The sequence below is a fragment of the Candidatus Thiodiazotropha sp. LNASS1 genome (genome assembly GCF_964212655.1).
GTDB lineage: Bacteria > Pseudomonadota > Gammaproteobacteria > Chromatiales > Chromatiaceae > Thiodiazotropha.
This window is the reverse complement of the sequence record NZ_OZ156465.1, coordinates 4647189-4670951: the sequence shown is the minus strand read 5'-3', so window position 1 is coordinate 4670951 and position 23763 is coordinate 4647189. Positions and strand designations below refer to the sequence as shown.

Below are 23763 nucleotides of genomic sequence, written 5' to 3'. Positions count from 1 at the left end.
TGTTATCCGTTGACCCGTTCAAACTCAGCCATGAAATCGATAAGCACCTGAACCCCCTCTTCGGGCATGGCGTTATAGATACTGGCGCGCATCCCACCCACGGAGCGATGGCCCTTGAGCGTCTTGAGGCCGGCTGCTCCCGCCTCTTCGATAAATTTTCCATCCAGCCCGGCGTCGTCCAATGTGAATGGAACATTCATCCAGGATCGACTCTCGGGTGATACCGGATTGGCGTAGAAATCGGAATCGTCAATGGCTTTGTAGAGCGCCTCCGCCTTACGCCGGTTGATCACAGCCATACCGGCCAGTCCGCCTTTTTGCTGTAGCCATTTAAATACCAAACCCGCCAGGTACCAGCCATAGGTCGGTGGCGTGTTGTACATGGAAGCATTGTCGCTATGGGTCGCATATTGAAACATTGCCGGTGTATTTTCGACGGCATTTCCTATCAGGTCTTCACGTACGATGGCAATGGTCAAACCGGCGGGCCCTATGTTCTTCTGCGCACCGGCATAGATAATTCCATACTTCGAGACATCGATCGGCCGTGACAGGATGGTGGAGGAGAAATCGGCAACCAATGGTACATCAGCCGTCTCCGGCACATAGGGAAACTCTACCCCCTGGATGGTCTCGTTAGGCGTGTAGTGCACATAGGCGGCGCCAGGATCGAGGTTGAGCTCCGACTGACCAGGCGTTGTGGTGAACCTGGTCTCTTCCGTGCTGGCCACCAGATTGACAGTCGCAAAACGCTTGGCTTCCGCAATCGCCTTTTTCGACCAGGAACCGGTATTGATGTAGTCGACTTGGGTATTTTCCCGGGTCAGATTCATCGGCACCATGGCAAACTGGCTCGACGCACCACCCTGGAGGAACATCACTTTATAGTTGTCAGGAATCTGCAACAAGGCACGCAAGTCGGATTCCGCCTGCTCAGCAATGGACATGAACTCCTTACCCCGGTGGCTCATCTCCATAACTGACATCCCGCTGCCACGCCAATCAAGCATCTCTTCCCTGGCCTGCTGCAGAACATCTTCCGGTAACATCGCGGGACCGGCACTAAAGTTAAAGACTCGTGACATCTATAGCCTCTCAATATCGTGAATAGTTTGGAATTTCATCAATCAAATATTCTGTGGGCACTGGCCGGGGAAATACACAGTCCGAAAACAATCATACTCAACCGCATTGAGTTTCTTCCCTGCACAAGCGAAGCATGCACATATCTTCACAGGATGAAGGCGTGAGATGTTCAATCGTCCATATCGGTTTGATCCGGATCCGCATCGTCGTCTGTATCGGTGTCGAGATTTTCTACCCGTTCGACCCCGATCAGGCGTTCATCGCTGCTGAGACGAATCATGATCACACCCTGGGTATTACGACCCATCTGCGAAATTTCGCTGACCCGATTCCGCACCAGAGTGCCGCCATCGGAGATCATCATCACTTCGTCTTCATCGACCACCTGTACGGCACCGACAACAGTACCGTTACGCTCCGAGGTCTGAATCGAAATGACACCCTGGCCTCCCCGGCCGTGCACCGGATACTCCTCGATGGCCGTTCGTTTGCCGTACCCGTTTTCTGTAACGGTCAATACATCACCTTCGGCGGCAACGATCAGGGAGACGACCTGATGTTCCTCTTCCAACCGGATCCCCCTGACACCACAGGCGGTCCTGCCCATCGCCCTGACCTTGGATTCGGAGAATCGAACCGCTTTACCACTGCTGCTGAAGAGGAGGATATCCTGTTCACCGTCGGTAATGGCAACCCCGACCAGCTTGTCCCCGTCGCGCAGGTCGACGGCAATGATGCCGTTGGCCCTGGGCCTGGAGAAGGCCTCCAGCGAGGTCTTTTTCACAGTGCCGGAGCTGGTCGCCATGAAGACATAACGATTGGCCTCGTATTCGCGTACCGGCAAGATGGCATTGATCTGCTCCTCCCCATCCAACGGCAACAGGTTGACGATCGGTTTGCCGCGGGCATTGCGCCCGGCCTGGGGCAGTTCATAGACCTTCAACCAGTAGACCTTACCCATGTTGGAGAAACAGAGAATGGTATCGTGAGTGCTGGCAACGAACAGCTTGTCGACGAAATCCTCATCCTTGGTTGCGGTGGCGATCTTACCCTTACCCCCCCTTCGCTGGGCCTGATAGGTACTGACCGGCTGAGCTTTTGCATAGCCCGCATGGGAGAGGGTCACCACCACATCCTCTTCGGTGATCAGATCCTCGAGCGTAAGGTCGAGACGGTTTTCGATGATCTCGGTACGGCGCTCATCGCCATACTGTTCACGTATTTCAAGCAGCTCTTCCCGAATCACCTGCATCAGTCGGTCGGGACTGCCGAGAATATCGAGAAGATCGGCAATTTTATCCAGCAGCTCCTCGTATTCCTTGATGATTTTATCCTGCTCAAGGCCCGTTAAGCGGTGCAGTCGCAGATCGAGGATGGCCTGAGCCTGCACTTCGGTCAGACGATATCCCTGCTCGGTAAGACCGAACTGATCAGACAGCTCCTCAGGCCGGGTACTGGCGGCACCCGCACGTTGAAGCATTGATTCAACGGTTTCCGATTGCCAGTAACGGGCCAGAAGCGCGCTCTTCGCCTCCGCCGGATTGGCCGCCTGTTTTATCAATTGAATGACTTCATCGATGTTGGCCAGCGCCACTGCCTGGCCTTCCAACACATGAGCCCTGTCCCGTGCTTTGCGCAGCTCGAACAGGGTGCGCCGGGTCACCACTTCGCGGCGGTGACGGATGAAGAACTCAAGCAGTTGTTTGAGATTGAGCAGCCGTGGACGGCCATCCACCAGTGCCACCATGTTGATGCCGAACACACTCTGCATGGCAGTCTGTTGGTAGAGGTTGTTGAGTACCACCTCCGCCACCTCGCCCCGGCGCAGTTCGATGACGATGCGCATCCCCTCCTTGTCCGACTCGTCACGCAATTCGGTGATACCCTCGATCCGTTTCTCCTTCACCAACTCGGCGATCTTTTCGATAAGGCGCGCCTTGTTTACCTGATAGGGCAGCTCATTGACGATGATGGTCTGCTTGCCGTTGTTGTCATCCGTCTCAATCTCGGTGCGGGCACGCATATAGATCCTGCCACGCCCGGTATGATAGGCCTCCTTGATACCGCTGGCGCCATTGATCAGGCCCGCCGTGGGAAAATCGGGGCCTGGAAGATGGGACATCAGCTGATCGATATAGATCTCCGGATCATCGATTACCGCAATACAGGCATCGACTACTTCAGTAATATTGTGCGGCGGCACATTGGTTGCCATACCGACCGCAATACCGGCCGATCCATTGACCAACAGGTTGGGAATCCGCGCCGGTAAAACGGCCGGCTCCCGTTCCGTTTCATCGTAATTGGCAACGAAATCGACCGTCTCCTTGTCCAGGTCGTCCAGCATGGTGTGGGCGATACGCGCCATACGCACTTCGGTATAACGCATCGCCGCGGGGGAGTCCCCGTCCACCGATCCGAAATTTCCCTGTCCATCGACAAGCATATAGCGCATGGAAAATGGCTGGGCCATGCGGACGATGGTGTCGTAGACGGCGGTATCGCCATGGGGATGGTATTTACCGATCACATCGCCCACGATACGCGCCGATTTCTTGTAGGGCTTGTTCCAATCATTACCCAGTTCATTCATCGCATAGAGCACGCGGCGATGGACAGGCTTGAGTCCGTCACGCACGTCGGGCAGGGCCCGGCCGACGATTACGCTCATGGCATAGTCCAGGTAGGATTGCCGCATCTCGTCTTCGAGATTGACTGGGAGTACTTCTTTGGCGAATTCGGTCATCTGGCTCGTTGTCTTTTGCTATCGCCCCCACTAACACAGTGGGGCGTCAGAAAAAGCGCATTGTACCATAGCCCCCTACACTGTGCTGTATAAAAAACGCCTGAAATCCGTTTTCAGAGGCTCTCAGGCGTATTCGCCATCATTTTTTCTATCTTTTTCTCATTTGGCGAAAGGACAACGCCTCTTTCTGTGACAATCGCATCAACCAATTCAGCCGGGGTGATATCGAACACCGGATTCCATACCCCCGCACCGTTCGCGGCAATCTGACGCCCCCCGCAGGAGAGCAACTCATCTTCACCCCTTACCTCGATAGGTATCTCGCTGCCACAAGCGATACCCATATCGATGGTTGAGGTAGGCGCCGCCACCATCACCTTTACACCATGGTACTTGGCTGCCACTGCCAGGCTGTATGTGCCGATCTTGTTCGCCACGTCACCGTTTGCCGCGATCCGGTCCGATCCCACAATGATCCAGTCGACGCCCCCTTGGGCCATGCGATGAGCGGCCGCCCCATCGGCCAGGAGAGTGACAGGTATACCGTCCTGCAACAGCTCCCAGGCGGTCAGGCGCGCTCCCTGCAGCCAGGGCCGGGTCTCATCCGCGAAGACCTGCCGAATCAGTCCCCGCTTATAGGCGGATCGAATCACTCCCAGCGCAGTACCGTATCCGCCGGTGGCGAGGGCACCGGCGTTGCAATGGGTGATGACACCGCTATCGACATCCAGCAGGGAGGCACCCAGCTCCCCCATATGCCGGTTTGCCTTGATATCGTCTTTATGGATCGCCAAGGCCTCTTGCAACAGCGCCTCCCTGGGATCTCCGGCTTCAGGCAGACCCTTTATCAGCACCTCCATCCTGCCCAGCGCCCAAAAGAGATTTGCCGCGGTTGGACGGGATCGTTTAAGGCATTCAAGGTCGGCCTTGAGAACCTCCTTCCAATGCTCTGCGGATGACTGGAAGGCCATGCCTCCGGCCAGAACCACACCATACGCTGCGGTGATGCCAATCGCCGGCGCACCGCGCACCACCATGTCTGTAATCGCCCGGGCGGTTTCGGCCGCGTTGTTCAATTCCAGGAAGGTCACCTCGCCGGGCAGCTTGCGCTGATCCAGCAGGAACAGATGTCCATCCCGCCAAACGATCGCGTCGTCGGCCGTTACCTGAGTCATGTATTGGGAGAGATCCATAATTAGCCACTGCGAAAAGTCTGTTGCTTGTTAAATATTCGGGTTATCAACTGCTAAGCTGTCGTTGCATTTATTCCGGGTGCACGTGTAGTGTCTCACAATACTCATAATTAACAGAGATAAGACGATGCCTGAACAGGTCGATCAACTCATCCATGCCGAATGGATCATTCCCGTGGTCCCTGAAAACCTGGTGTATACCAACCATACACTGGTGGTTAACCGGGGTCGCATAGCCGCCATATTACCCACCGAGCAGGTTGCGTCCCAATATCAGTCGACACAGGAAACCAATCTGCCGGGTCATGCGCTGATACCCGGTCTGATCAATACCCATACCCATGCAGCGATGGCCCTACTCAGAGGACTGGCCGATGACATGCCGCTGATGACCTGGCTGAACGAGCATATATGGCCCGCGGAGGCCAAATGGGTCAGTGAGGAATTCATCCATGACGGCAGCCAAATGGCGATTGCAGAGATGCTCCTGGGCGGTACCACCTGCTTCAACGACATGTATTTTTTTCCCGATATTACCGGACGGGTTGCGAACAGTGCGGGTATCCGGGCAGTACTCGGCCTGATCGCCATCGATTTCCCCTCCGCCTGGGCCAGTGACGGTGACGACTACCTGCATAAAGGCCTGCAGGTACACGATCAATTTCGCACCAATCCCATCATTCATACCGCATTCGCACCCCACGCCCCCTACTCTGTCGGGAATGGGATATTGGAACGAATCCGCATCCTGGCGGATGAGCTTGAGATACCTATCCATATGCATGTCCACGAAACCCATGACGAAATCGTGCAGGGCCTGCAACACCATGACACCCGCCCGTTGGCCAGGTTGAACGAACTGGAACTGCTGTCGCCTGCGCTGGCAGCGGTGCACATGACCCATCTCGAAGGTGATGAGATCGAGCTGTTCGCGGCCAGTGGCGGGCATGTGGTGCACTGCCCCGAGTCGAATCTGAAACTGGCGAGCGGATTCTGCCCGGTCGCTGAACTGATGGAAGCGGGGATCAATGTGGCGCTGGGTACTGATGGCGCAGCCAGTAATAACGATCTGGATATGTTCAGTGAGATGCGCAGCGCCGCCCTGCTGGCCAAAGGGGTGGCGAATAACGCCAGCACGCTGCCCGCCGCCAAGGCGCTCTCGATGGCTACCATCAATGGCGCCCGGGCGCTTGGCCTGCAGCAAGAGACAGGATCACTCGAGCCCGGAAAGTCGGCCGACATAGTGGCGGTGGATCTGAACCGGATCAATACCCTGCCAACCTACCACCCCATCTCTCAACTGGTCTATGCCGCCGGCCGTGAGCAGGTTACCCATGTTTGGGTGGCTGGCCGGCCCGTTGTCAGTGCGGGTAGTCTGACAACCCTGGATACGCAACAACTGCTGGCGCGCACCGACGAATGGCGGGAACGCATTTTTGCATCGGATGTCGACAGTTAATACTCCATCGCTCGAAAAAGGACGCCGTGATGTGTAACCTAAAGGTTAAGGAGTTACTGCAGCGATCATTATGAGCACTGAACAGATCAACGTTGACCATGCAGAGGTCAGCAAGTTTGAAGAGCTGGCGTCCCGCTGGTGGGATCCGAACAGTGAGTTCAAACCCCTGCACGAGATCAATCCGCTACGCCTGGAATATATCCGGCGCCTCGCCCCTTTAGAGGGTAAACGGGTGCTCGATGTGGGCTGCGGCGGTGGAATCCTGTCCGAAAGCATGGCCGCCTGCGGAGCTCAGGTAACCGGCATCGACATGGGTGAGGCCCCGCTGCAGGTTGCCAGGTTGCATCTGTTGGAGTCAGGGTTGGAGATCAACTACGAACGCATCCCGGTCGAGCGCCTGGCGGAAGAGCAGCCGGAACACTACGATATAATCACTTGCATGGAGATGCTGGAACATGTACCCGATCCAGCCTCGGTGGTGAATGCCTGCGCCCAACTGGTCAAGCCAGGAGGCAAGCTGTTTTTCTCCACCATCAATCGCAACCCGAAATCCTATATGTTTGCCATCGTAGGCGCCGAGTATGTGTTGAAACTGTTACCCAAGGGGACACATGATTATACCAAGTTCATCCGTCCTTCCGAACTCAATAGCTGGCTGCGGAAGGCCGACCTGACCACCAACGGTATGACCGGAATGGGTTACAACCCCCTCACTCAGATCTACAGATTGACTGGTGATGTGGATGTCAACTATCTGGTTGCCGCCACCAGAGAAGCGTGATGACAAGCCGGGTGCCGAATGTTGGCCACTGGTAGTTGACTGCAATGACAATCAAGTGTGTCCTGTTCGATCTTGACGGCACCTTCGCCGACACCGCCGCAGATCTCCATTTCGCATTGAATCGTGTGCTTGCCCAGGTTGGCCGGGAAGAGATTTCATTCGAAAAGGTACGCCCTGCCGTATCTCACGGCAGCCGGGCTATGTTGAAGGTGGCATTTGACATTGAACCTGATGATCCCGGTTACATTGAACTGCAGCAGCAGTTTCTGCATACCTATGCCGATAATATTGCAGAATTCACCAAACCATTCGACGGCATGGAGAGTTTGATCGACGAACTCGAGGCACGTGGAATCTACTGGGGCATTGTTACCAATAAACCCGCTTGGCTGACAGATGCCTTGATGCAACAACTCGGCTTGAGTCAGCGCGCCAGTGCCATCGTCAGCGGTGATACCACCTCCCACGCAAAACCACATCCGGAACCTATCCTATATGCCTGCCAAAAGACGGGTATAGATCCGGCTCAGGCCCTCTATGTCGGTGACGCTATACGGGATATCGAGGCAGGCCGCAATGCAGGCACCAAGACCCTGGTCGCACTGTTCGGCTATCTGGACGAAAACGACAATCCCCTTGCATGGCAGGCGGATGGTCAGATCAAGCATCCGCTGGAGATACTCGACTGGCTGTGAATACGGGTTTGTTGAGAATTTTCAATATCGCTTGAGACCACTGGCAGCTATAATGCACGCCCGGACAAGAGCCAACCATCCCATGCAAGACTACAATCCTGATAAAAATATCCTCAAGGAACGCATTATTCTGATAACCGGCGCCGGTAGCGGTATCGGTCAGGCAGCAGCTAAAAAATTTGCTGAACATGGCGCGACTGTTGTGCTGCTGGGACGCAACGAACGCAGACTGGAAGAGACCTACGACCAGATTGATGCCGCCGGATGGTCGACACCGGCACTGATTCCCTTCGATCTGGAGAAGGCGCCGAAAGAGGATTACTATGCCCTGGGGGAGAGCCTCTATCAGGAGTTCGGTCAACTGAATGGCCTGCTACACAATGCAGCCAAACTTGCACTGTTGAGCCGAATCGACGATTTCGATCCAGAGACATGGAACAGTGTCATCCAGGTCAATTTGAACGCGGCCTTTCTGCTGACCCAGGCCTGCCTGCCCCTGCTGCGTAAGGCGGAAGACGCCTCCATCCTGTTCACATCCGACCAGGTGGGTCGAAAAGGCAGGGCCTATTGGGGTGCCTACGGGGTATCCAAATTCGCCGTCGAAGGATTGATGCAGACACTTGCCGATGAGTTGGAAAACAGTCAGATACGCGTCAACAGCATTGCCCCTGGCCCGACGCAGACCTCATTGCGCGCCTGGGCCTATCCCGGGGAGGATCCCACTACCCTGCCGCAGCCCGACCATATCATGAGCAACTATCTCTATCTGATGGGTCCGGACAGCAAGGCTATACATGGTCAAGCGTTGTCAGCACCTGCGGAGACACAGGCTGATATCAGCTCGACCTGAACGATTTCATCTCTGTTGGAAGGAGACTTCAATAGGGCCATAACACAGATCCCGGCAAATGCCGGGATCTGATTTATGGTGAAGGTTTTGGAGTCGCCGCAAAAAGCAGCTTAGTAAACTAGTCACCGCCCAATGCTGGCGCCTGTACGTTCAAAAACTCTCTGGCCACCATATCCCTGTAACGCTTTAATATTTGCCTCTCATGATCATTTCTTGTCGTCTTCATCATATCGATGGACTGGATCACTTTCAGCCGTTCCTTCTGAGTTATCCCGCTGGTTAATTTTGGCATCTCGTCTCTCCCCGACTTGTAAGACCAGCATAACCTTATCTGCAATTACCTGATATCAGATTTGACTGGCAGGCTTGTAGTCTTTTTCTGATTAACCCTCTTTTCTCTTGGCTTCACAGGATATGTCCTGGTAACTGTCAGCTTAGACGAGAAACATTTCAATTGTAATATCTGAGTGTTAAACTATGTTAATATATTAAGAAAATACTTTAAGTATACTTTACAATTAACTGATTATCATATTAATTGGCTTGATATATATCCAATCAACTCCCCGATTTCCCCGAATACTCAGAAAACACTATTTTTTCCGCACCTTATCTTCCTCCGACACCACCAAGGTATAGTTGTCCTGCCTCACTCCCTGAAGCAGCATATCGACATCATCCTTCGGTACATCGACCATCTGCAATGCTATGGCACCCAGACGCAGACTGCTCTCCAGCGCTTCAGGAAAGGCGTGGCTTGCACCTGCGCTGAGCAGATGACCGCAAGCCTCGAGGTCGCGCGCCCTTGAGACTACCGGGATGTGTGGATATGCGTTGCGCACATGGGAGATGGTACGTAAGGCAATAGTCCCGCTGTCGATTGTCAAAACAACCAAAGAGGCACTCCCCACATTGGCGGCGTCGAGCAGATCGGGATCGCTGATATCTCCGTAGTAGACCGGAAGGCCATCCTTCTTGCCCTGGGCGACACGGTCGGGATGAGTATCAAAGACGACAACCGGCACACCGCTGGAATGCAGCAATACCGCCACCGTATGTCCCACTCGTCCGTAGCCGCCGATAATCACCCGCCGGCCCTCCACCCCCTTATCCGATGGATAACGCAGATGATCGGTTTTGGTCGTGACACTATCCATTCGCTGTGCCAATCGATCGCTGACACGTATCAGTATCGGGGTCAGCAACATACTGACTGAAATCACACCCACGGCAATTACGAATGTGCCCTCATCGATCACATTCAGTGCTTTTGCTGCCGCAAACAGAACGAAACCGAACTCACCCCCTTGCGCGAGAAAGAAACTGACCCGAATCGCTATTTGCTTGGAATAGCCGAAGCCAAGGACAAGCAGAAACAGTACAAGCAGCTTGATCGACACTATGACCAGAATATGTTGAACAAAGACCACCAACTCTTGCGAGATGGCATTGAAGTCGATCGACATACCCACGGCGACAAAAAACAGACTCATCAACAAACCTTTATAAGGTTCAACGAATGCCTGTATCTGCAAACGATAACTCGACCCCGATAGCAACATACCCATGACGAAGGCGCCCAGAGCCATGGAGAGACCCACCTGATCCATGACCCAGGCAGCCAGGAAAACCGCCAGCATGACGACCAAGAGGAATCCTTCCCTATTGCCTTGTTTCGCCAACTGGTTGAGTGCTATTGGCAGCACATAACGACCTACAACCACCACCATGGCAATCATGCCGATCTCGATCATCAACTGTTGCCAGGCAGGGATTTCGGCGGAGACACCCCCCGTCTCGGAAAAGATAGGCACCAGCGCCAACAGCGGCACGATAGCAAGATCCTGCATCAAAAGGATTGAAAAGGCGGTCATGCCGTGCCGGCTGGCGATCTCGCCCCGCTCCTGCAGGATCTGGATCACAAAGGCAGTCGACGATAGCGCAAAGGAAAGCCCTATCAACAGGGAGAGTAACCAGGAGGATTGCCATTGATAAAAAAAATAGAGCGCCAAAATCAGGCCTGTCAGGATAATCTGCAGCATCCCCAGGCCGAAAACTTCACGGCGCATGGCCCACAAGCGCCGCGGCCTCATCTCCAGGCCGATGATGAACAGCAGCAGTACCACGCCCAGTTCGGTGAAATGCCTGACATCCTCGACATGTTCCGTCACATAGGGACCGGGAGAATAGGGACCGACAACTATACCGGCCACGAGCAATCCCAAAACAGACCCCAACCCCAAATGCTTGAACAAGGCCACGGCAACCGATGTTGCGATCAACAATAGTAAAGCTGAAAACAGAAATGTATCGAGATGCATAGAACCTCGTCACCAGGGCCTGTTAACACTCATCCAACCGGCCCTGCGGGGACTATTTTTTCCAGCAAGGCAGAATGAGCGTTGTGTAGTTATTCTACATGAGCGAATGATAACGCCAGCGATTACAGCATCAATTTTGCCCGCTAACTCATTTTATTTCGACAACTCATTACCTCATGCAACCTTACTTTAACCGACAGCTCACGGGGATACACCGGATTAACCGACTATCCAATCTAATAAACAGGGGTTTAACCCTACAAAGTGATGGGGTATCCCCACATTGTATTCCCAGTCATCTGCGCTAATTTCAAACTTAACAGAAATACAAGGTGGGAGGAGAAGATGATCCGTTTCGATGCCAATGCTGTTGTTCATATTAATGAAGACCTGTCTCATGATCAGATACATCATATAGAAAAAAGCCTCTCCGGAGTGAGGGGAGTCGTGAGCGCATGCACTCATATCAAGACACCCCACCTGATGGTGGTTGACTACGATCCACAGACAATCCATTCCAGAGACCTGCTCTCTCACTTCCAGCAAAGTGGTGTGCATGCGTCACTGATCGGTGGAATTTAGCGTTCCGGGGCCAACTATCTCAAACGGAATGCCGCGACTGGCCGGCAGCGCCGGTGTTTCGTGAGTTGGTTGGGATACTCTAGGCTGATGCAGAATCCCAGACGATTGAATATTCCGCTGGAAACCCTGTTAGAGGCGAAAAAGTGCAGTAAGCAACACGCCTGTCTCACAGATAGCGACTATATGTTGTGTGGCATCAGCTTAACCGCCGATAACACGTCAAGAATGATTTGCGGCAAGGGCAGCGACTGCCCCTACAGTTCCCGACTGGGCAAGGAGATCGTCTGCACCTGTCCGGTAAGGCACGCCATTCACAGCAAATACGGCATATGAACCCATCTGTATATGAATAGGTTCAAGGGTTTCCCGCCACAGACACTCCCTTTTCTTGAAGCACTGGCACAGAATAACGATCGCGCATGGTTCGCTGACAACAAACAGCAATATGAATCTGCCGTCAGGGAACCGGCACTCGCATTTATTGAGGAGATGGCGCCAAAACTGAATGGCATCTCAAACCAGTTTCGTGCCATTGCCAAAAAAACCGGTGGTTCTTTGATGCGTGTCTATCGTGATACCCGCTTCTCCAAGGACAAGACACCCTATAAAACCAATATCGGCATTCAATTCAGACATAGTCTGGGTAAGGACGTGCATGCTCCGGGTTTCTATCTTCATATAGAACCAGGCAACTGTTTTCTCGGCGCCGGCATATGGCATCCCGATCCCAAGACACTGGGAAAAATCAGAAACTTTATTACGGACAATCCTGCTGCCTGGCAGGCTACACTACGTGAGAAACCATTCCGCAAACACTTTCAACTCGTGGGTGATAGCTTGATCAGGCCCCCGAGAGGCTACCCTGCCGACCATCCCCTGATAGAGGATCTAAAACGCAAAGACTTCATCGCGCTCAAGGCATTTGACGGTAATGAGATTGACAAACCATCGTTCTGTAATTTCGTTACCCGGGGTTTCAAGCAGACCGATGCGCTGATGCGCTATCTCTGCGCTGCGGTCGAGGTCAACTACTGAAGCTCAATGTGGCCGCAAATGGACGCCAATCACCGCGAATGTCCGCAACTTCCATATGCAGATATTCCGGCGGATATAATATTCCGTCTAGGCCCGCAATCTCTGTCGAATGTCTTCTTTCGCCTGTTGCAGGATGGAGTCTTTATCCACGGACTCCAGGATCTGTTGCACGATCGTCTTCGGCCCACCGCTCCCCCAGGAGCGCCCCTGGGCAAAGTAGCGCTGGGTTGCCTTTCCGACGATATAGGTGGTGTAGTAACCCATCGCCCCCTGGGCCGCCGCAGTAACCAGGGTCGAGAGGCCGGCACTGCCCGCCTTGAGCGCGCTGGCGGCCACATTCACCGTCCACACGGTGGCCATCAGCAGCGCCATCTGGGCACCGATGGTTTTTATCAGTTCCCCCGCCTCTCCCCTGGAAACCGACATCCCATAGACGCGGGCCAGGTGCATGACCATCGAAGCGTCTAGGGCCAGGGCCGCCACCAGATCGGCCACCGGTATCGGATTCAGCGCTACCGCCACCCCCTTGCCGAGACAGTAGCCCCGTATCACCCGCTCTGCCACATCCTGGCGCACCTTCACGATACGGCCTGCAACCTCATCGCTGAGTTCACCGGCGAACAGGCTGGCATTCAGGGCGGAGAGCACCATTCCCTCCCGCTCGACCAGCTGCCAGAGACTGCCGGCCAGTTGTGTTACATCGGGCAGTGGGCGTTTGCGGACCTCCCGCTCTCGACCCTGCTCGTCCGTTTGCAGATATATCCGCTCTGCGGGGTGTGCCGCGGCAGGCACGATATAGGGAGCAGCGACCACATCCAATAGCTTTTCCTGCAGGCTGGAGAGCAGAAGCTCCAGCTCTTCAGCGGTATAGCGATCAGACTTGTTGAGCACCACAAGGATCGGACGATTACGCTGATGCAGGGATCGAATGGCCTGCAACTCGGTTTGTGTCAGGTCGCCATCCAATACGAACAGCACCAGATCGGCGCGGCCCGCCACATCCTCCGCCATCCGCTCGCGCTCCTCGCCACTGATCTCGTTGATCCCGGGGGTATCGATCAGAAAGACCCCACCGGCCTCAACCTCCTGCCAGGGCGCCATATCGCTGTGACGTGTCTCACCGTGCAGGGCGCTGACGGTAAACCGCTCCTCCCCCAGCAGGGCATTCAGCAGTGCCGACTTGCCGACACTGACCCGGCCGAAGACCGCAATATGCAGATGGCCATGCTCCAGCTTGTCGAGCATCGCCTCGACCTGCATGAAGTCGTCTTTCAGACTGTCACGGACACTATTCGGCAGGCGCTCATCCTCGAGCAGCTCGCGCAGGTTCTCCCTCGCCAGATGGAGATGGTCTTCGTCATGCTCCCCTTTACCGGGTTCACTCTTTTTTTCTGAACTCTTCCACAGCCAGCCGGGCAAAATATTTTGCACGGCTTTCCAGATCTCCACTCAGTGCCTCCTCGAAATAGTCCAACGCCTGAACGGTCTTGAGCGTTCCATTCTCCTGTAGGGTCTTTACCACCGCCTTGCCCAAACCTTCGAATATCAAGCCATAGGCAACGGCATGAATCAAACCTCCCGTCACTGTTCCCACACCGGGAAACGCCTTCAATACATTGCCGGTCATGGCCAACAGCAAGGTCATGCGTTTGCCCACATTCTGACTGGCCAGGTCAATAAAGTGTTCAACGTCGACCTCGCGGGCCTTCACCTCATACAGGGAGGTGAGGGCCTTCACCATCTGCATCCCCAGATAGCCCTGTATCAGGACATCGGTACCGGGGCTGATCGCCGCCATGGCGCCCACCATCGCCTTGCCGGTGTACTGTCGCACCAGCTTCTCGCCTTCCTGACGACGATGGGTCTGAGTCGCCAGGTGGAGCTTCTCGGCGCCCAACCGCACCAGACTCTCATCCCGCCGTGCATCGAGCCGCTCCCCCTCGCTTTCGATTCGAAGCTTGATCGCACTCATCAATTCCCCGATCTTTGCTTCCCTGTCACGCAGCTCGTGCCACTCCTTGCCGGAATCGTCGATACGCGTTACCTGCTCTTTCCCCCCCGCCTGAACCGGTATGACTTCAATTTCCGGCAACCGTTCTCGAAGCCTGGCGAGAATGGCCTTGAGATCCTCCTCGCTATAGCGGTCCTGTTTGTTCAAGGCCACGATCAGCGGCCGTTCGAGGGCCTTGAGTGCCTCCAGCTCCCGATGTTGATCACGGGTCAGCTCCCCGTCACAGACATAGATCACCAGATGGGCGCGCCTGGCCTCCTCGCGGGCCATCTTCACATGCTCAGGATCGGTGTCGAGGATACCCGGGGCATCGGTCAGTTGCAGGTTGACACCCTCGCCTTCGGCATACTCATAGTGGGCGATACGCCGGGTAGTGCCGGCGCGAGGATCGACTTCAATATCCTCGGCACCTGCAATTACTTTGATAAGCGCACTCTTGCCCGCGGATACGGCACCGAAAAAAACCACATAGAGCGTCATTTGCGCCGCCCGCCGGTCGAGCTCCCGCAACTCTTGACGCGCCCCGGCCGTATCTATCCCCTGGGTATCCGCTTGCTGCAGCGCTTCGGTCAGAGTCTCCCGATCCTGCGGCAGTGAAGCCCCCAACACTTGCTCTGCAGGTTTGCGTTTTACCGGTCGCAGAAGCAGCCAACTCAGGATCGAGACCAGTAGCGCGAAACCGAACAGACCGATGGCGTAGACCACCAACAAGGCGGGAGAGAGTTGTTCGAGCATCTGCCACACACTGAGCGCCGATTCGGTTAGCTGCAGCATGATCAACAACGCCAGCAGCAAAAGAAACAGTAACGCCACCAACAGCAGCAGACGTAATATGCGCTTTTGTGAAGTGGGAACCTGCTGCTCTGTCATGGTTGTAGATACGGGTAGAAACCTTCCGGCATAATCCTGATCGAACAGAATACGGTAGAAACTGACGTTAAACCAGCCATGGAGCAGAGATGATTCAACTCCCCAAAGCCAGGGATGCCTGGAACAGCCCAGGATTCGACCGGGTCCTTAAGGATGAACTGGAAGCGATCGACGCGGATCAGCTTCCCCTGCAACAAGGCTTGAGCCTCAGCAGCATGGTCAGCTCGGAACCCTTCGGTGCAATCGTCATCGATAGTGAGGAAGATACAGCGTTCATTCGCTGCCGGGTCTCGATCATCTATGCCGGCATCATCGCAGGCTGCAGCTGTGCCGACGATCCCACACCGCTGGATACGCAAACGGAATATTGTGAACTTGTACTGGAGATTGATAAGGGATCTGCTGAGACCAGGGTAAAGTTGATTAACGAGAGCCACTGACCAGACTGCAACAGCTTACACTCCATTACAACAGACACTCTCAGATAATTGATGTTAAGAGGGTTGCGTGCTTTTTCAGAACAACGTTATCAATCATCATAATCGGCCTGAACATAATCCGCCGCCTCGGACCAGTGCAAACTGATCTGACCGAATTTCTCCACCCTGGGCAGAATGATCTTTGCTTGCAGTGAGTGTACATGAGTGGCGATCTCATGGATCTTTTCATGGTTTGTCTGCATCAGGGAGATATGTGGCCGTATTCCATCGGCTTTCAGGTAGGCCAACACTTTATAGGCGGTCTCATTACAGGCGAAATTACCAAGCAACGTGGTGATCCCCATAGCCGAGATTTCACCGAGAAAGTGACGTGCCTGCTTAAGGTTTGAGGCCAGTGAGGGAAGGTTGAACTCTATGATTAAACCGGTGCCTATCAACTGCATATTGCGCAATTCGGACTTTAAATATTCGAGAACAGTTTCGTCACCGGCCGCATGGGCGGACAAGCGAATGAGCAATTGATTTGTATTACCATGAAGCGCAGCTTGCCCAAGCATTTTTATCGCATTATGACAAATATATTTGTCGAGCAGATTACTCGCTCCATGACGTTCGGCGGTCAAATAGATATCATCCGAGATCAAAACGATATCGGTCGCCGGCGCAGGCACCGGTATCTGTTCACTGATCTCCTTGCCTATATCGTGGGATGCGCTGAATTTGTGCTCATGGAACTCTATCAGACCCGCCTTCAGGGCATTGAGAAACTGTTGCTTCTGGAATTCATCGGCGGCCTGTTCACCGGATTCTTCGCCGGCTGTCTGCTCATGATAGCGCAGATATCCGTCATGTTCCTCGCGATAGGCCTGCAGCGACGCCGCCTCTCCCCTGGTGAGATGAAGATAGGCGTCCAGCTGTTTTGCATCGATCAGTTCCAGGCCGACACCGAAACGATGCCCGCCTCCTGTTGCCTGATCGTCGGCAAGGGCTTCACTGAGTTGCTCATAGAGCGCTGAACCGATCTCTTCGATCTCCGCTGCTGTTTTGCGATGAATCAGAACACCCAGACTTTGCCCCCCCGTTCTGGCGATAATGTCGCGTTTACCGAACAGTGCGCCGGCCAGATCGGCGACATCCAGCACAAGGTTGTTGATCGCCTCGCTCTCATCACTGCTGAGGTGTTGCTCCCGGTCGGCAAGGGTTATGGAAAACAGTGCACCGGCCATCTCTCCCTTTTGCATCGTTTGGTTGCTGAGATCGATCTGCTGCAACAACTCCCTTCTGTTGCGCAATCCCGTGGAGTGATCGATGTGTCCCTTTCGGCCTGCCGTGAAAACCTCTTTGGCTCTGTTGATGCGTGTTTTAACGGTAGCCAGCAGATGTTGCGGTCTGACCGGTTTGGTCAGAAAGTCATCAGCACCCGAATGGAGAGCGAGCAACTTCTTTTCCAAGTCATCTTCTCCGGAGAGAAAGACGATGGGTATTGTCAACGATTCACCCCTCTCGCGTATCACCTGGGTCAACTCGATCCCGTTCGCACCCGGCATGTAGAGATCCATAAGGATAAGATCCGGCTGAAACTGCTCCACTGCTTCCATCACGCCCAGTGGATCGGTAATCGCCAGGGTTTCCAAACCGCCTTTGCGTAACAGTGTACTGGCGAATTTCGCCTGGGATTCATCATCCTCGACCACCAATACCCGATTATGGGGTTTCACATCAGGAGAGATGATCTGCTTGAGATTCAACATCAGATCGGCGATGTTGATCGGTTTTGAAAAACACTGGGTAGCACCCGATCGCAAGGCCTCGAGACGGATTTCAATATCACACCGATCCGAGAGAAAGATCAGTTCGGGCCGCTTTTTCTTCTGTGTACGCAACTCATCGAGGAGTTGATTCACCTCCCCCATGTGCTGTAGGTGCTCTGTGTCGACAAGCACGGCCTTCGCCTTCTCATCGGCCGTCGCCGCGCGCAGATCTTGAACACTGTGGACGCTTAAGACACGCCATCCATTCTTCTGTATCGCTTCGGTGATTTGATCCTTGACGCTATCCTCATGATTCAGATAGATCACTTGATAGTATGACTGCATTGCTGTCTCGACACCGCTGGGCGCCTGGGAAGCGGTTACGGCAGCCTTCAGCGCTTCGAGATATTGATTGAGGTGATCTATCTCATCTGCATCGGGTTGGGCATCTTCCTGAAAGATTTCGTTGATCGCCTGATCGATGACCTGGGTAATTTTATTGACATTGACCAGGCCCGCCTGGCGGCTCTTTCTTGTCATTTCATTGAGATGGCGCAACACCGATCTCACCCCTGATGCGTTCCACATACCCGAGGGCAGCACCGGCCAATTCACCTCGATATTAGCGAGGATCTCAGGGAGCTGTTGCAGCAGATACCTATTGTGTGAGTCCCCAGTGGCAGTCATCTTTATTTACCCTGATAACTATTTAAAAACCAATTCAGAGAGCACTATGCATGACCAGCATAGATGCTTCATCGCAGTACATATATGCGGCCTAATCCCACTATCTTATTACGGCTATTATATGATCATCTGAAGTTTTTTCTACAGTTGATTGAAAAATATAGAAAAATCTTTAATAGATATCAATCCGCACTATTCCATTGGTGATATAAACATACTGTTTTAATCAACTATTTTTATAGGAATACGGATGATTATAATTTCTATTTTTGTTAACAGTTATTCAATTGGGTGAGCCGATATGAAAAAGCACCAGACACCGATGCTTGACCAGCTGGAGAGTGGCGAGTGGCCCAGTTTCATCACCGGTATAAAGCGCTTGCGTGACCATCACAGCGACCCCCGCATTCGTGAAGCAACCAATGACCTGTTGGGGCAGTTGGAACACTCTTATGAGACGATCAAAGGCTACTGGAAAGGGGGAACCGTCAGTGTCTTCGGCTATGGCGGCGGGATCATCCCGCGCTTTTCCGAAATCGGCCACCTGTACCCGAAATCGAAGGAGTTTCACACCCTGCGGGTTCAACCGCCCGCGGGCAACTACTACACCACCGACTGCCTGCGGCAGCTTGCGAACAGTTGGGAGAAATGGGGCTCGGGCCTGGTCACCTTTCATGGCCAGACGGGTAACATCATGTTCATCGGCGCCACCACGGAGAACACCCAGCGATTTTTCGATGAGATCAATGACTATGGCTTCGATCTGGGAGGGGCCGGCCCCTGTGTCAGGACGGCACAATCCTGTGTCGGCTCTGGCCGATGCGAACAGTCCTGTACTAATGAGCACGATATCCACCGTAGCCTGGTCAACAACTTTCTTGACGAGATGCACCGCCCCGCCCTGCCCTACAAGTTCAAGTTCAAGGTCTCCGGTTGTCCCAACGATTGCATGAACGCCATCGAGCGGGCCGATTTTGCGGTAATCGGTACCTGGCGCGATGAGATGCAGGTGGATCAGGAGGCGGTGCGGGAATATGTCGCCGACAAAGGGCGGAAGTATCTGGTGGACAATGTCATCGCCCGCTGCCCGACCCATGCCTTGTCCCTCAATGACGACGATACTCTCAGTGTGGACAACCGCAACTGCGTACGTTGCATGCACTGCCTGAACGTGATGCCGAAGGCCCTCTCACCGGGAAATGACCGCGGCATCAGCGTGCTCATCGGCGGCAAGCGCACACTCAAGATAGGCGACCGATTCGGCACCGTCATCGTGCCTTTCATGAAGGTGGAGACGGAAGCGGATTATGAGCGTTTGGTGGAACTCGCTGAAGAGGTGATCGATTTCTTCGCCGAGAACGCATTGGAACATGAGCGCATCGGGGAGATGATCGAGCGCATCGGCCTGGTCAACTTTCTCGATGCATTGAATATTGAAATGGATCCCAACATGATCGTTCATCCGCGGGAGAACTCCTATATCCGAACCGACAATTGGGAGCATGAGGCCGCGAAGTGGACAGAGCGTAAAAACAGCAGCGATGCCAATGCAGCCTAGGAGCCGATTCGATGCCAGCCAAACAACGCAGAGTCCCGATTGAAAGCGGTTGTCCCGATGGCATGCAATATATGCATCCCGTGATGCAGAAAAACTTCGGACAATGGAAATACCATGAAGATCCCAAACCCGGTGTACTGAAGCATGTCGCCCATGACGGTGACGAGATCTGGACAGTGCGCGTGGGCACGCAACGCATCCTCGACCTGTTCACCCTGCGCAAGCTTTGCGAGATCGGCGACCGCTATGCGGATGGCTATGTACGCTTCACCATTCGCAGCAATATCGAATTCATGCTGGCGGACGGTGCCAGGGTTGACCCGCTGATCGACGAGCTGGAGCGCAACGGCTTTATCGTCGGCGGCACCAGGAACTCTGTTACCTCGATCTCCCATACCCAGGGCTGGCTCCACTGCGACATCCCCGCCACCGACGCCTCCGGCGTGGTGAAATCGATGATGGACCAGCTGATCGGCGAATTCCGCGCCTGGAATATGCCGAACCGGGTCCATATCACCACCTCCTGCTGCCAGATCAACTGTGGCGGACAGGGGGATATCGCCATCAATATCCAACACACCAAACCGCCGAAGATCAACCATGATCAGGTGGCGAATGTCTGTGAACGCCCCTCGGTGGTCGCCCGCTGTCCTGTCGCCGCCATTCGCCCGGCGATGGTGAATGGCAAACCCTCCTTGGAGGTCGATGAACGCAAGTGCGTCTGCTGCGGCGCCTGTTACCCCCCCTGCCCACCGATGCAGATCAATGATCCGCAACACTCGAAACTGGCTGTCTGGATCGGCGGCAATCACTCCAATGCACGTGGCAGACCGAGCTTTCAGAAACTGGTGGCTGCAGGCATCCCCAACAATCCACCACGCTGGCCGGAGGCTACGGCCATTGTAAAGCGGATATTGGCAGTCTATCGGCAGGACGCAAAGGATTGGGAACGAATTAACGATTGGGTGGAACGCATCGGTTGGCCGCGCTTCTTCGAACTTACCGAACTGCCGTTCACCAAATTCCATATCGATAACTGGCGCGGCCAGCAAAAGAGTCTGAACGCCTCGAGCCATCTGCGTTTTTGATGACAGGGTTTAGAGACTCAAGCCGCGAATGAACGCTAATCACCGCAAATATACGCGAATCTTTTTGCCGATCCATGTCATGAGATATTGTTGAGACTATCAACACAGTGCCAATCGCCCAGATATCAAGTTCTTTCTCATTCGTGATCTCTAGTATGCCCTGATCCGGTTGAAATACTTAATCAGACTATTCGCGATAATTTTGCTGTGATTAGCGTTCATTTGCGGTTAATCTCCCAATAGATTCATCACCAAGCCCCTGTTAACCCCCCCATCCATTACCGCAACACGCTCGGGTAGACTAGAATGAGTTGTGTTCGATGAAATCCACTTTGATACAACAATAAGACACTAACCTATGACCGCCAAAGCTGTCCCCATTGAGCGTTTACGCAATATCGGTTTGATCGCCCATATAGACGCCGGCAAGACCACCACTACGGAACGCATACTCTATTATGCGGGTCGTACCCATCAGTTGGGCTCGGTGGACAGCGGCACCACCGTCACCGATTGGATGGATCAGGAGCGCGAGCGTGGAATCACCATTGTGGATGCAGCCGTCTCCGCCTTTTGGAATGATCATCAAATCAACCTTATCGATACACCCGGGCATATCGACTTTACCGCTGAGGTGCAGCGGGCTTTGCGGGTACTGGATGGGGCTGTGGTGGTGTTTGATGCCTCCCAGGGCGTGGAACCTCAAAGCGAAACGGTTTGGCGGCAAGCGGACCGTTATCGCGTTCCCCGCCTCTGTTTTATCAATAAAATGGATCGCATCGGCGCCGACTTCAAGCATGCGGTCAATACCATTCGCGAGCAGCTTGGCGCCAACCCGATCCCCCTGCAGCTACCCCTGGGCGTGGAAGCGGATTTCGAAGGTGTGATAGACCTGATCAGCATGCAACTCATCCGCTGGCACGATGAACTGGGTGCACACAGGGAGTACGAAGAGATACCGGCACAACACCTAGCTGATGCGGAATCTGCCCGTGCAACGATGATCGAGCAAATAGCCGAACAGGATGACACACTGCTGTCGATCTGGTTGGAAGGCGGTGAGGCCGATGAAGAGATGATCCACGATGCCCTGCGTCGCGCCACGCTGGATAATGCAATCGTGCCTGTCCTTTGCGGCAGTGCACTGAGAAACCGGGGCGTTCAGCCTCTGCTCGACGCACTGATCCGCTATCTGCCTTCCCCCCTCGATATCGGTGAAATCCAGGGCGTTCACCCGGTGAAGGGTGAAGCGATCATGCGCGCTCCGAGTAATGGCAGCCCCCTCTGTGCACTCCTGTTCAAGACCGTCACCGATCCCTATGCCGGGCGTCTCTGCTATGTCCGCGTCTACTCAGGCAGTTTACAAACGGGTGCCATGGTGCTCAACCCGCGCCACAAGCGCAACCAACGGGTTGGACGACTGGAACGGATGTATGCCGAGCATCGGGAAGATATCGAAGTCATCCATGCCGGAGACATTGCCGCCCTGTTGGGTATGAAGGACGCAGTCACCGGCGACACTCTCTGCGACCCAAAACATCCAATGTTGCTCGAATCGATCAGTTTTCCCGACCCTGTCATCAAGATCACGGTGGCGCCGATTACAGCGCAGGATAATGAACGCCTGGCTGATGCCCTGCACCACCTTGCGGAAGATGACCCGACCTTCAAGGCCGAAACCGATGAAGAGACCGGACAGACGATCCTCTCCGGCATGGGCGAGCTTCACCTGGAGGTACTGCTGGACAGGCTGCAACGCGAGCAAGGCGTCAATGTCCGCACCGGCAATCCCAAGGTGGCCTATAAAGAGACCATCACTCAAACTGCTACGGGGGTCGAAGGCCGCTTTGTCAGACAGACAGGAGGCCATGGACAATACGGCCATGTGGTCATCGAGATAACGCCGGGGGTGACGGGTTCAGGGCTGCTATTTGAAAACCGGATCAGCGGTGGCGCAATTCCCGCCGCTTATATCCCGGCAGTGGAGAGCGGCATCCGTGAGGCGGCCCGGAGCGGGGTCATCGGCGGTTATCCCGTTACCGACATCAAAGTAGCCCTGACAGACGGTTCCGAACACAGCGTGGACTCCAATCCTATGGCCTACCAAATAGCGGCAGGCATGGCACTGCGCAGCGGCCTGGAGAAAGGCGTGCCGGTATTGCTCGAGCCGATTGTTCGATGTGAGGTGATCACCCCCGAAGAACACCTGGGCGATGTGCTGGCGCAATTGGCCAATCGGCGCGCCGAGATCGACGGTGTCTCTGACCGGCCGGGCCAGATCAAGGCGATTCGTAACCAGGTACCCCTTTCCGAGATGTTCGGCTACGCGACGGAACTGCGCTCCGCAACCCACGGCCGCGGTTCGTTCACCATGGAGATCGACCATTTCGCAGCAGTGCCGGCAACAATTATGAAATCTCTGGGGCGCTAGCTACTGACTTGGCAATGGCGGGAAATAACAAGCCGTGAATGGGCACTAATCACCGTAAATATTGGCAAACAAGGATGGGGATTTCGTGGCTGATTAAACGTGATCAATCGAAATCAATTCCTTTGGCCTAAACAGCCTAGTGCATGCCTGATAAGTGCGGAGGGTTGAACGGTTATTTT

At 54.3% G+C, this 23763-nt stretch carries 19 protein-coding genes; 11 read left to right on the top strand and 8 right to left on the bottom strand.

Features of this window, described 5'->3' with window-relative positions; translation table 11 throughout:
* Positions 1-2 precede the first annotated feature (2 nt).
* The 3 genes from serC to mtnA all read right to left on the bottom strand — a co-directional run bounded on the left by serC (position 3) and on the right by mtnA (position 5025).
* Positions 3-1085 (bottom strand): 3-phosphoserine/phosphohydroxythreonine transaminase, encoded by a 1083-nt coding sequence (gene serC / locus AB8516_RS20865; protein ID WP_369163120.1) that lies wholly within the window; start codon positions 1083-1085, stop codon positions 3-5.
* A 170-nt stretch (positions 1086-1255) separates the two neighbouring features.
* On the bottom strand, positions 1256-3832 hold the full coding sequence (gene gyrA, locus AB8516_RS20860; RefSeq protein ID WP_369163118.1) for a DNA gyrase subunit A: 2577 nt from the start codon (positions 3830-3832) through the stop codon (positions 1256-1258).
* 113 nt (positions 3833-3945) lie between these two features.
* Positions 3946-5025, bottom strand: a complete 1080-nt coding sequence (gene mtnA / locus AB8516_RS20855; RefSeq protein ID WP_369163117.1) for an S-methyl-5-thioribose-1-phosphate isomerase — start codon at positions 5023-5025, stop codon at positions 3946-3948.
* A 127-nt stretch (positions 5026-5152) separates the two neighbouring features.
* On the opposite strand from mtnA, the gene AB8516_RS20850 reads away from it, so the two are divergent.
* The 4 genes from AB8516_RS20850 to AB8516_RS20835 all read left to right on the top strand — a co-directional run bounded on the left by AB8516_RS20850 (position 5153) and on the right by AB8516_RS20835 (position 8810).
* Positions 5153-6484 (top strand): TRZ/ATZ family hydrolase, encoded by a 1332-nt coding sequence (locus AB8516_RS20850; RefSeq protein ID WP_108290811.1) that lies wholly within the window; start codon positions 5153-5155, stop codon positions 6482-6484.
* Positions 6485-6554: 70 nt separating this feature from the next.
* Entirely contained in the window at positions 6555-7265 is a 711-nt protein-coding gene (ubiG, locus tag AB8516_RS20845; RefSeq protein WP_108290813.1) for a bifunctional 2-polyprenyl-6-hydroxyphenol methylase/3-demethylubiquinol 3-O-methyltransferase UbiG, read from the top strand.
* 44 nt (positions 7266-7309) lie between these two features.
* Entirely contained in the window at positions 7310-7960 is a 651-nt protein-coding gene (locus tag AB8516_RS20840) for an HAD family hydrolase (protein ID WP_369163115.1), read from the top strand.
* 82 nt (positions 7961-8042) lie between these two features.
* Complete coding sequence (locus AB8516_RS20835; protein WP_369163113.1) at positions 8043-8810, top strand: YciK family oxidoreductase; 768 nt, start codon at positions 8043-8045, stop codon at positions 8808-8810.
* A 118-nt stretch (positions 8811-8928) separates the two neighbouring features.
* Here the strand turns inward: AB8516_RS20835 and AB8516_RS20830 are convergent, their stop codons facing one another.
* Both AB8516_RS20830 and AB8516_RS20825 read right to left on the bottom strand, forming a co-directional pair.
* Positions 8929-9102: a hypothetical protein gene (locus AB8516_RS20830; RefSeq protein WP_369163112.1), complete on the bottom strand. Its 174-nt coding sequence runs from the start codon at positions 9100-9102 to the stop codon at positions 8929-8931.
* A gap of 301 nt (positions 9103-9403) precedes the next feature.
* A complete protein-coding gene (locus tag AB8516_RS20825; protein WP_369163110.1) occupies positions 9404-11131 on the bottom strand; it encodes a cation:proton antiporter in 1728 nt (575 codons plus the stop codon).
* A gap of 345 nt (positions 11132-11476) precedes the next feature.
* Here AB8516_RS20825 and AB8516_RS20820 point away from each other — a divergent pair, with 345 nt between their 5' ends.
* From AB8516_RS20820 to AB8516_RS20810, 3 genes are all read left to right on the top strand, one after another.
* Positions 11477-11713, top strand: coding sequence for a hypothetical protein (locus tag AB8516_RS20820; RefSeq protein ID WP_369163108.1), 237 nt, complete (start codon positions 11477-11479; stop codon positions 11711-11713).
* Between the two features lie 87 nt (positions 11714-11800).
* Positions 11801-12046: a hypothetical protein gene (locus AB8516_RS20815; RefSeq protein WP_369163107.1), complete on the top strand. Its 246-nt coding sequence runs from the start codon at positions 11801-11803 to the stop codon at positions 12044-12046.
* 12 nt (positions 12047-12058) lie between these two features.
* On the top strand, positions 12059-12748 hold the full coding sequence (locus AB8516_RS20810; RefSeq protein WP_369163106.1) for a DUF2461 domain-containing protein: 690 nt from the start codon (positions 12059-12061) through the stop codon (positions 12746-12748).
* 87 nt (positions 12749-12835) lie between these two features.
* Here AB8516_RS20810 and AB8516_RS20805 read toward each other — a convergent pair whose 3' ends face one another.
* Positions 12836-14197: a YcjF family protein gene (locus AB8516_RS20805; RefSeq protein WP_369163104.1), complete on the bottom strand. Its 1362-nt coding sequence runs from the start codon at positions 14195-14197 to the stop codon at positions 12836-12838.
* Positions 14127-15629 carry a GTPase gene (locus AB8516_RS20800; protein WP_369163103.1) on the bottom strand — a complete coding sequence of 501 codons (1503 nt, stop codon included), beginning with the start codon at positions 15627-15629 and terminating at the stop codon, positions 14127-14129. The genes AB8516_RS20805 and AB8516_RS20800 overlap by 71 nt, the downstream gene beginning before the upstream one ends.
* Before the next feature lie 89 nt (positions 15630-15718).
* Between AB8516_RS20800 and AB8516_RS20795 the strand changes: the two genes are divergently transcribed.
* Positions 15719-16069 (top strand): hypothetical protein, encoded by a 351-nt coding sequence (locus AB8516_RS20795; protein ID WP_369163101.1) that lies wholly within the window; start codon positions 15719-15721, stop codon positions 16067-16069.
* Positions 16070-16158: 89 nt separating this feature from the next.
* Here the strand turns inward: AB8516_RS20795 and AB8516_RS20790 are convergent, their stop codons facing one another.
* Positions 16159-18507 carry a response regulator gene (locus AB8516_RS20790; RefSeq protein WP_369163100.1) on the bottom strand — a complete coding sequence of 783 codons (2349 nt, stop codon included), beginning with the start codon at positions 18505-18507 and terminating at the stop codon, positions 16159-16161.
* Positions 18508-18808: 301 nt separating this feature from the next.
* On the opposite strand from AB8516_RS20790, the gene dsrA reads away from it, so the two are divergent.
* The 3 genes from dsrA to fusA all read left to right on the top strand — a co-directional run bounded on the left by dsrA (position 18809) and on the right by fusA (position 23584).
* The gene (dsrA, locus tag AB8516_RS20785; protein WP_369163098.1) at positions 18809-20065 is read left to right on the top strand and encodes a dissimilatory-type sulfite reductase subunit alpha; all 1257 of its coding nucleotides are present in this window, start codon (positions 18809-18811) and stop codon (positions 20063-20065) included.
* An 11-nt stretch (positions 20066-20076) separates the two neighbouring features.
* Positions 20077-21153, top strand: a complete 1077-nt coding sequence (gene dsrB, locus AB8516_RS20780) for a dissimilatory-type sulfite reductase subunit beta (protein ID WP_369163096.1) — start codon at positions 20077-20079, stop codon at positions 21151-21153.
* Positions 21154-21511: 358 nt separating this feature from the next.
* Positions 21512-23584, top strand: coding sequence for an elongation factor G (fusA, locus tag AB8516_RS20775; RefSeq protein ID WP_369163095.1), 2073 nt, complete (start codon positions 21512-21514; stop codon positions 23582-23584).
* Positions 23585-23763 lie beyond the last annotated feature (179 nt).

Excerpts from the sequence above, each read along its gene's own strand:
- AB8516_RS20825 (WP_369163110.1), bottom strand. The coding sequence starts at position 11,131 with ATGCATCTCGATACATTTCTGTTTTCAGCTTTACTATTGTTGATCGCA.
- mtnA (WP_369163117.1), bottom strand. The coding sequence starts at position 5,025 with ATGGATCTCTCCCAATACATGACTCAGGTAACGGCCGACGACGCGATC.
- AB8516_RS20840 (WP_369163115.1), top strand. The coding sequence starts at position 7,310 with ATGACAATCAAGTGTGTCCTGTTCGATCTTGACGGCACCTTCGCCGAC.
- ubiG (WP_108290813.1), top strand. The coding sequence starts at position 6,555 with ATGAGCACTGAACAGATCAACGTTGACCATGCAGAGGTCAGCAAGTTT.
- fusA (WP_369163095.1), top strand. The coding sequence starts at position 21,512 with ATGACCGCCAAAGCTGTCCCCATTGAGCGTTTACGCAATATCGGTTTG.
- AB8516_RS20810 (WP_369163106.1), top strand. The coding sequence starts at position 12,059 with ATGAATAGGTTCAAGGGTTTCCCGCCACAGACACTCCCTTTTCTTGAA.
- AB8516_RS20830 (WP_369163112.1), bottom strand. The coding sequence starts at position 9,102 with ATGCCAAAATTAACCAGCGGGATAACTCAGAAGGAACGGCTGAAAGTG.
- dsrB (WP_369163096.1), top strand. The coding sequence starts at position 20,077 with ATGCCAGCCAAACAACGCAGAGTCCCGATTGAAAGCGGTTGTCCCGAT.
- gyrA (WP_369163118.1), bottom strand. The coding sequence starts at position 3,832 with ATGACCGAATTCGCCAAAGAAGTACTCCCAGTCAATCTCGAAGACGAG.
- AB8516_RS20820 (WP_369163108.1), top strand. The coding sequence starts at position 11,477 with ATGATCCGTTTCGATGCCAATGCTGTTGTTCATATTAATGAAGACCTG.
- AB8516_RS20835 (WP_369163113.1), top strand. The coding sequence starts at position 8,043 with ATGCAAGACTACAATCCTGATAAAAATATCCTCAAGGAACGCATTATT.
- AB8516_RS20815 (WP_369163107.1), top strand. The coding sequence starts at position 11,801 with ATGCAGAATCCCAGACGATTGAATATTCCGCTGGAAACCCTGTTAGAG.
- AB8516_RS20790 (WP_369163100.1), bottom strand. The coding sequence starts at position 18,507 with ATGACTGCCACTGGGGACTCACACAATAGGTATCTGCTGCAACAGCTC.
- AB8516_RS20850 (WP_108290811.1), top strand. The coding sequence starts at position 5,153 with ATGCCTGAACAGGTCGATCAACTCATCCATGCCGAATGGATCATTCCC.
- serC (WP_369163120.1), bottom strand. The coding sequence starts at position 1,085 with ATGTCACGAGTCTTTAACTTTAGTGCCGGTCCCGCGATGTTACCGGAA.
- dsrA (WP_369163098.1), top strand. The coding sequence starts at position 18,809 with ATGAAAAAGCACCAGACACCGATGCTTGACCAGCTGGAGAGTGGCGAG.
- AB8516_RS20800 (WP_369163103.1), bottom strand. The coding sequence starts at position 15,629 with ATGACAGAGCAGCAGGTTCCCACTTCACAAAAGCGCATATTACGTCTG.
- AB8516_RS20795 (WP_369163101.1), top strand. The coding sequence starts at position 15,719 with ATGATTCAACTCCCCAAAGCCAGGGATGCCTGGAACAGCCCAGGATTC.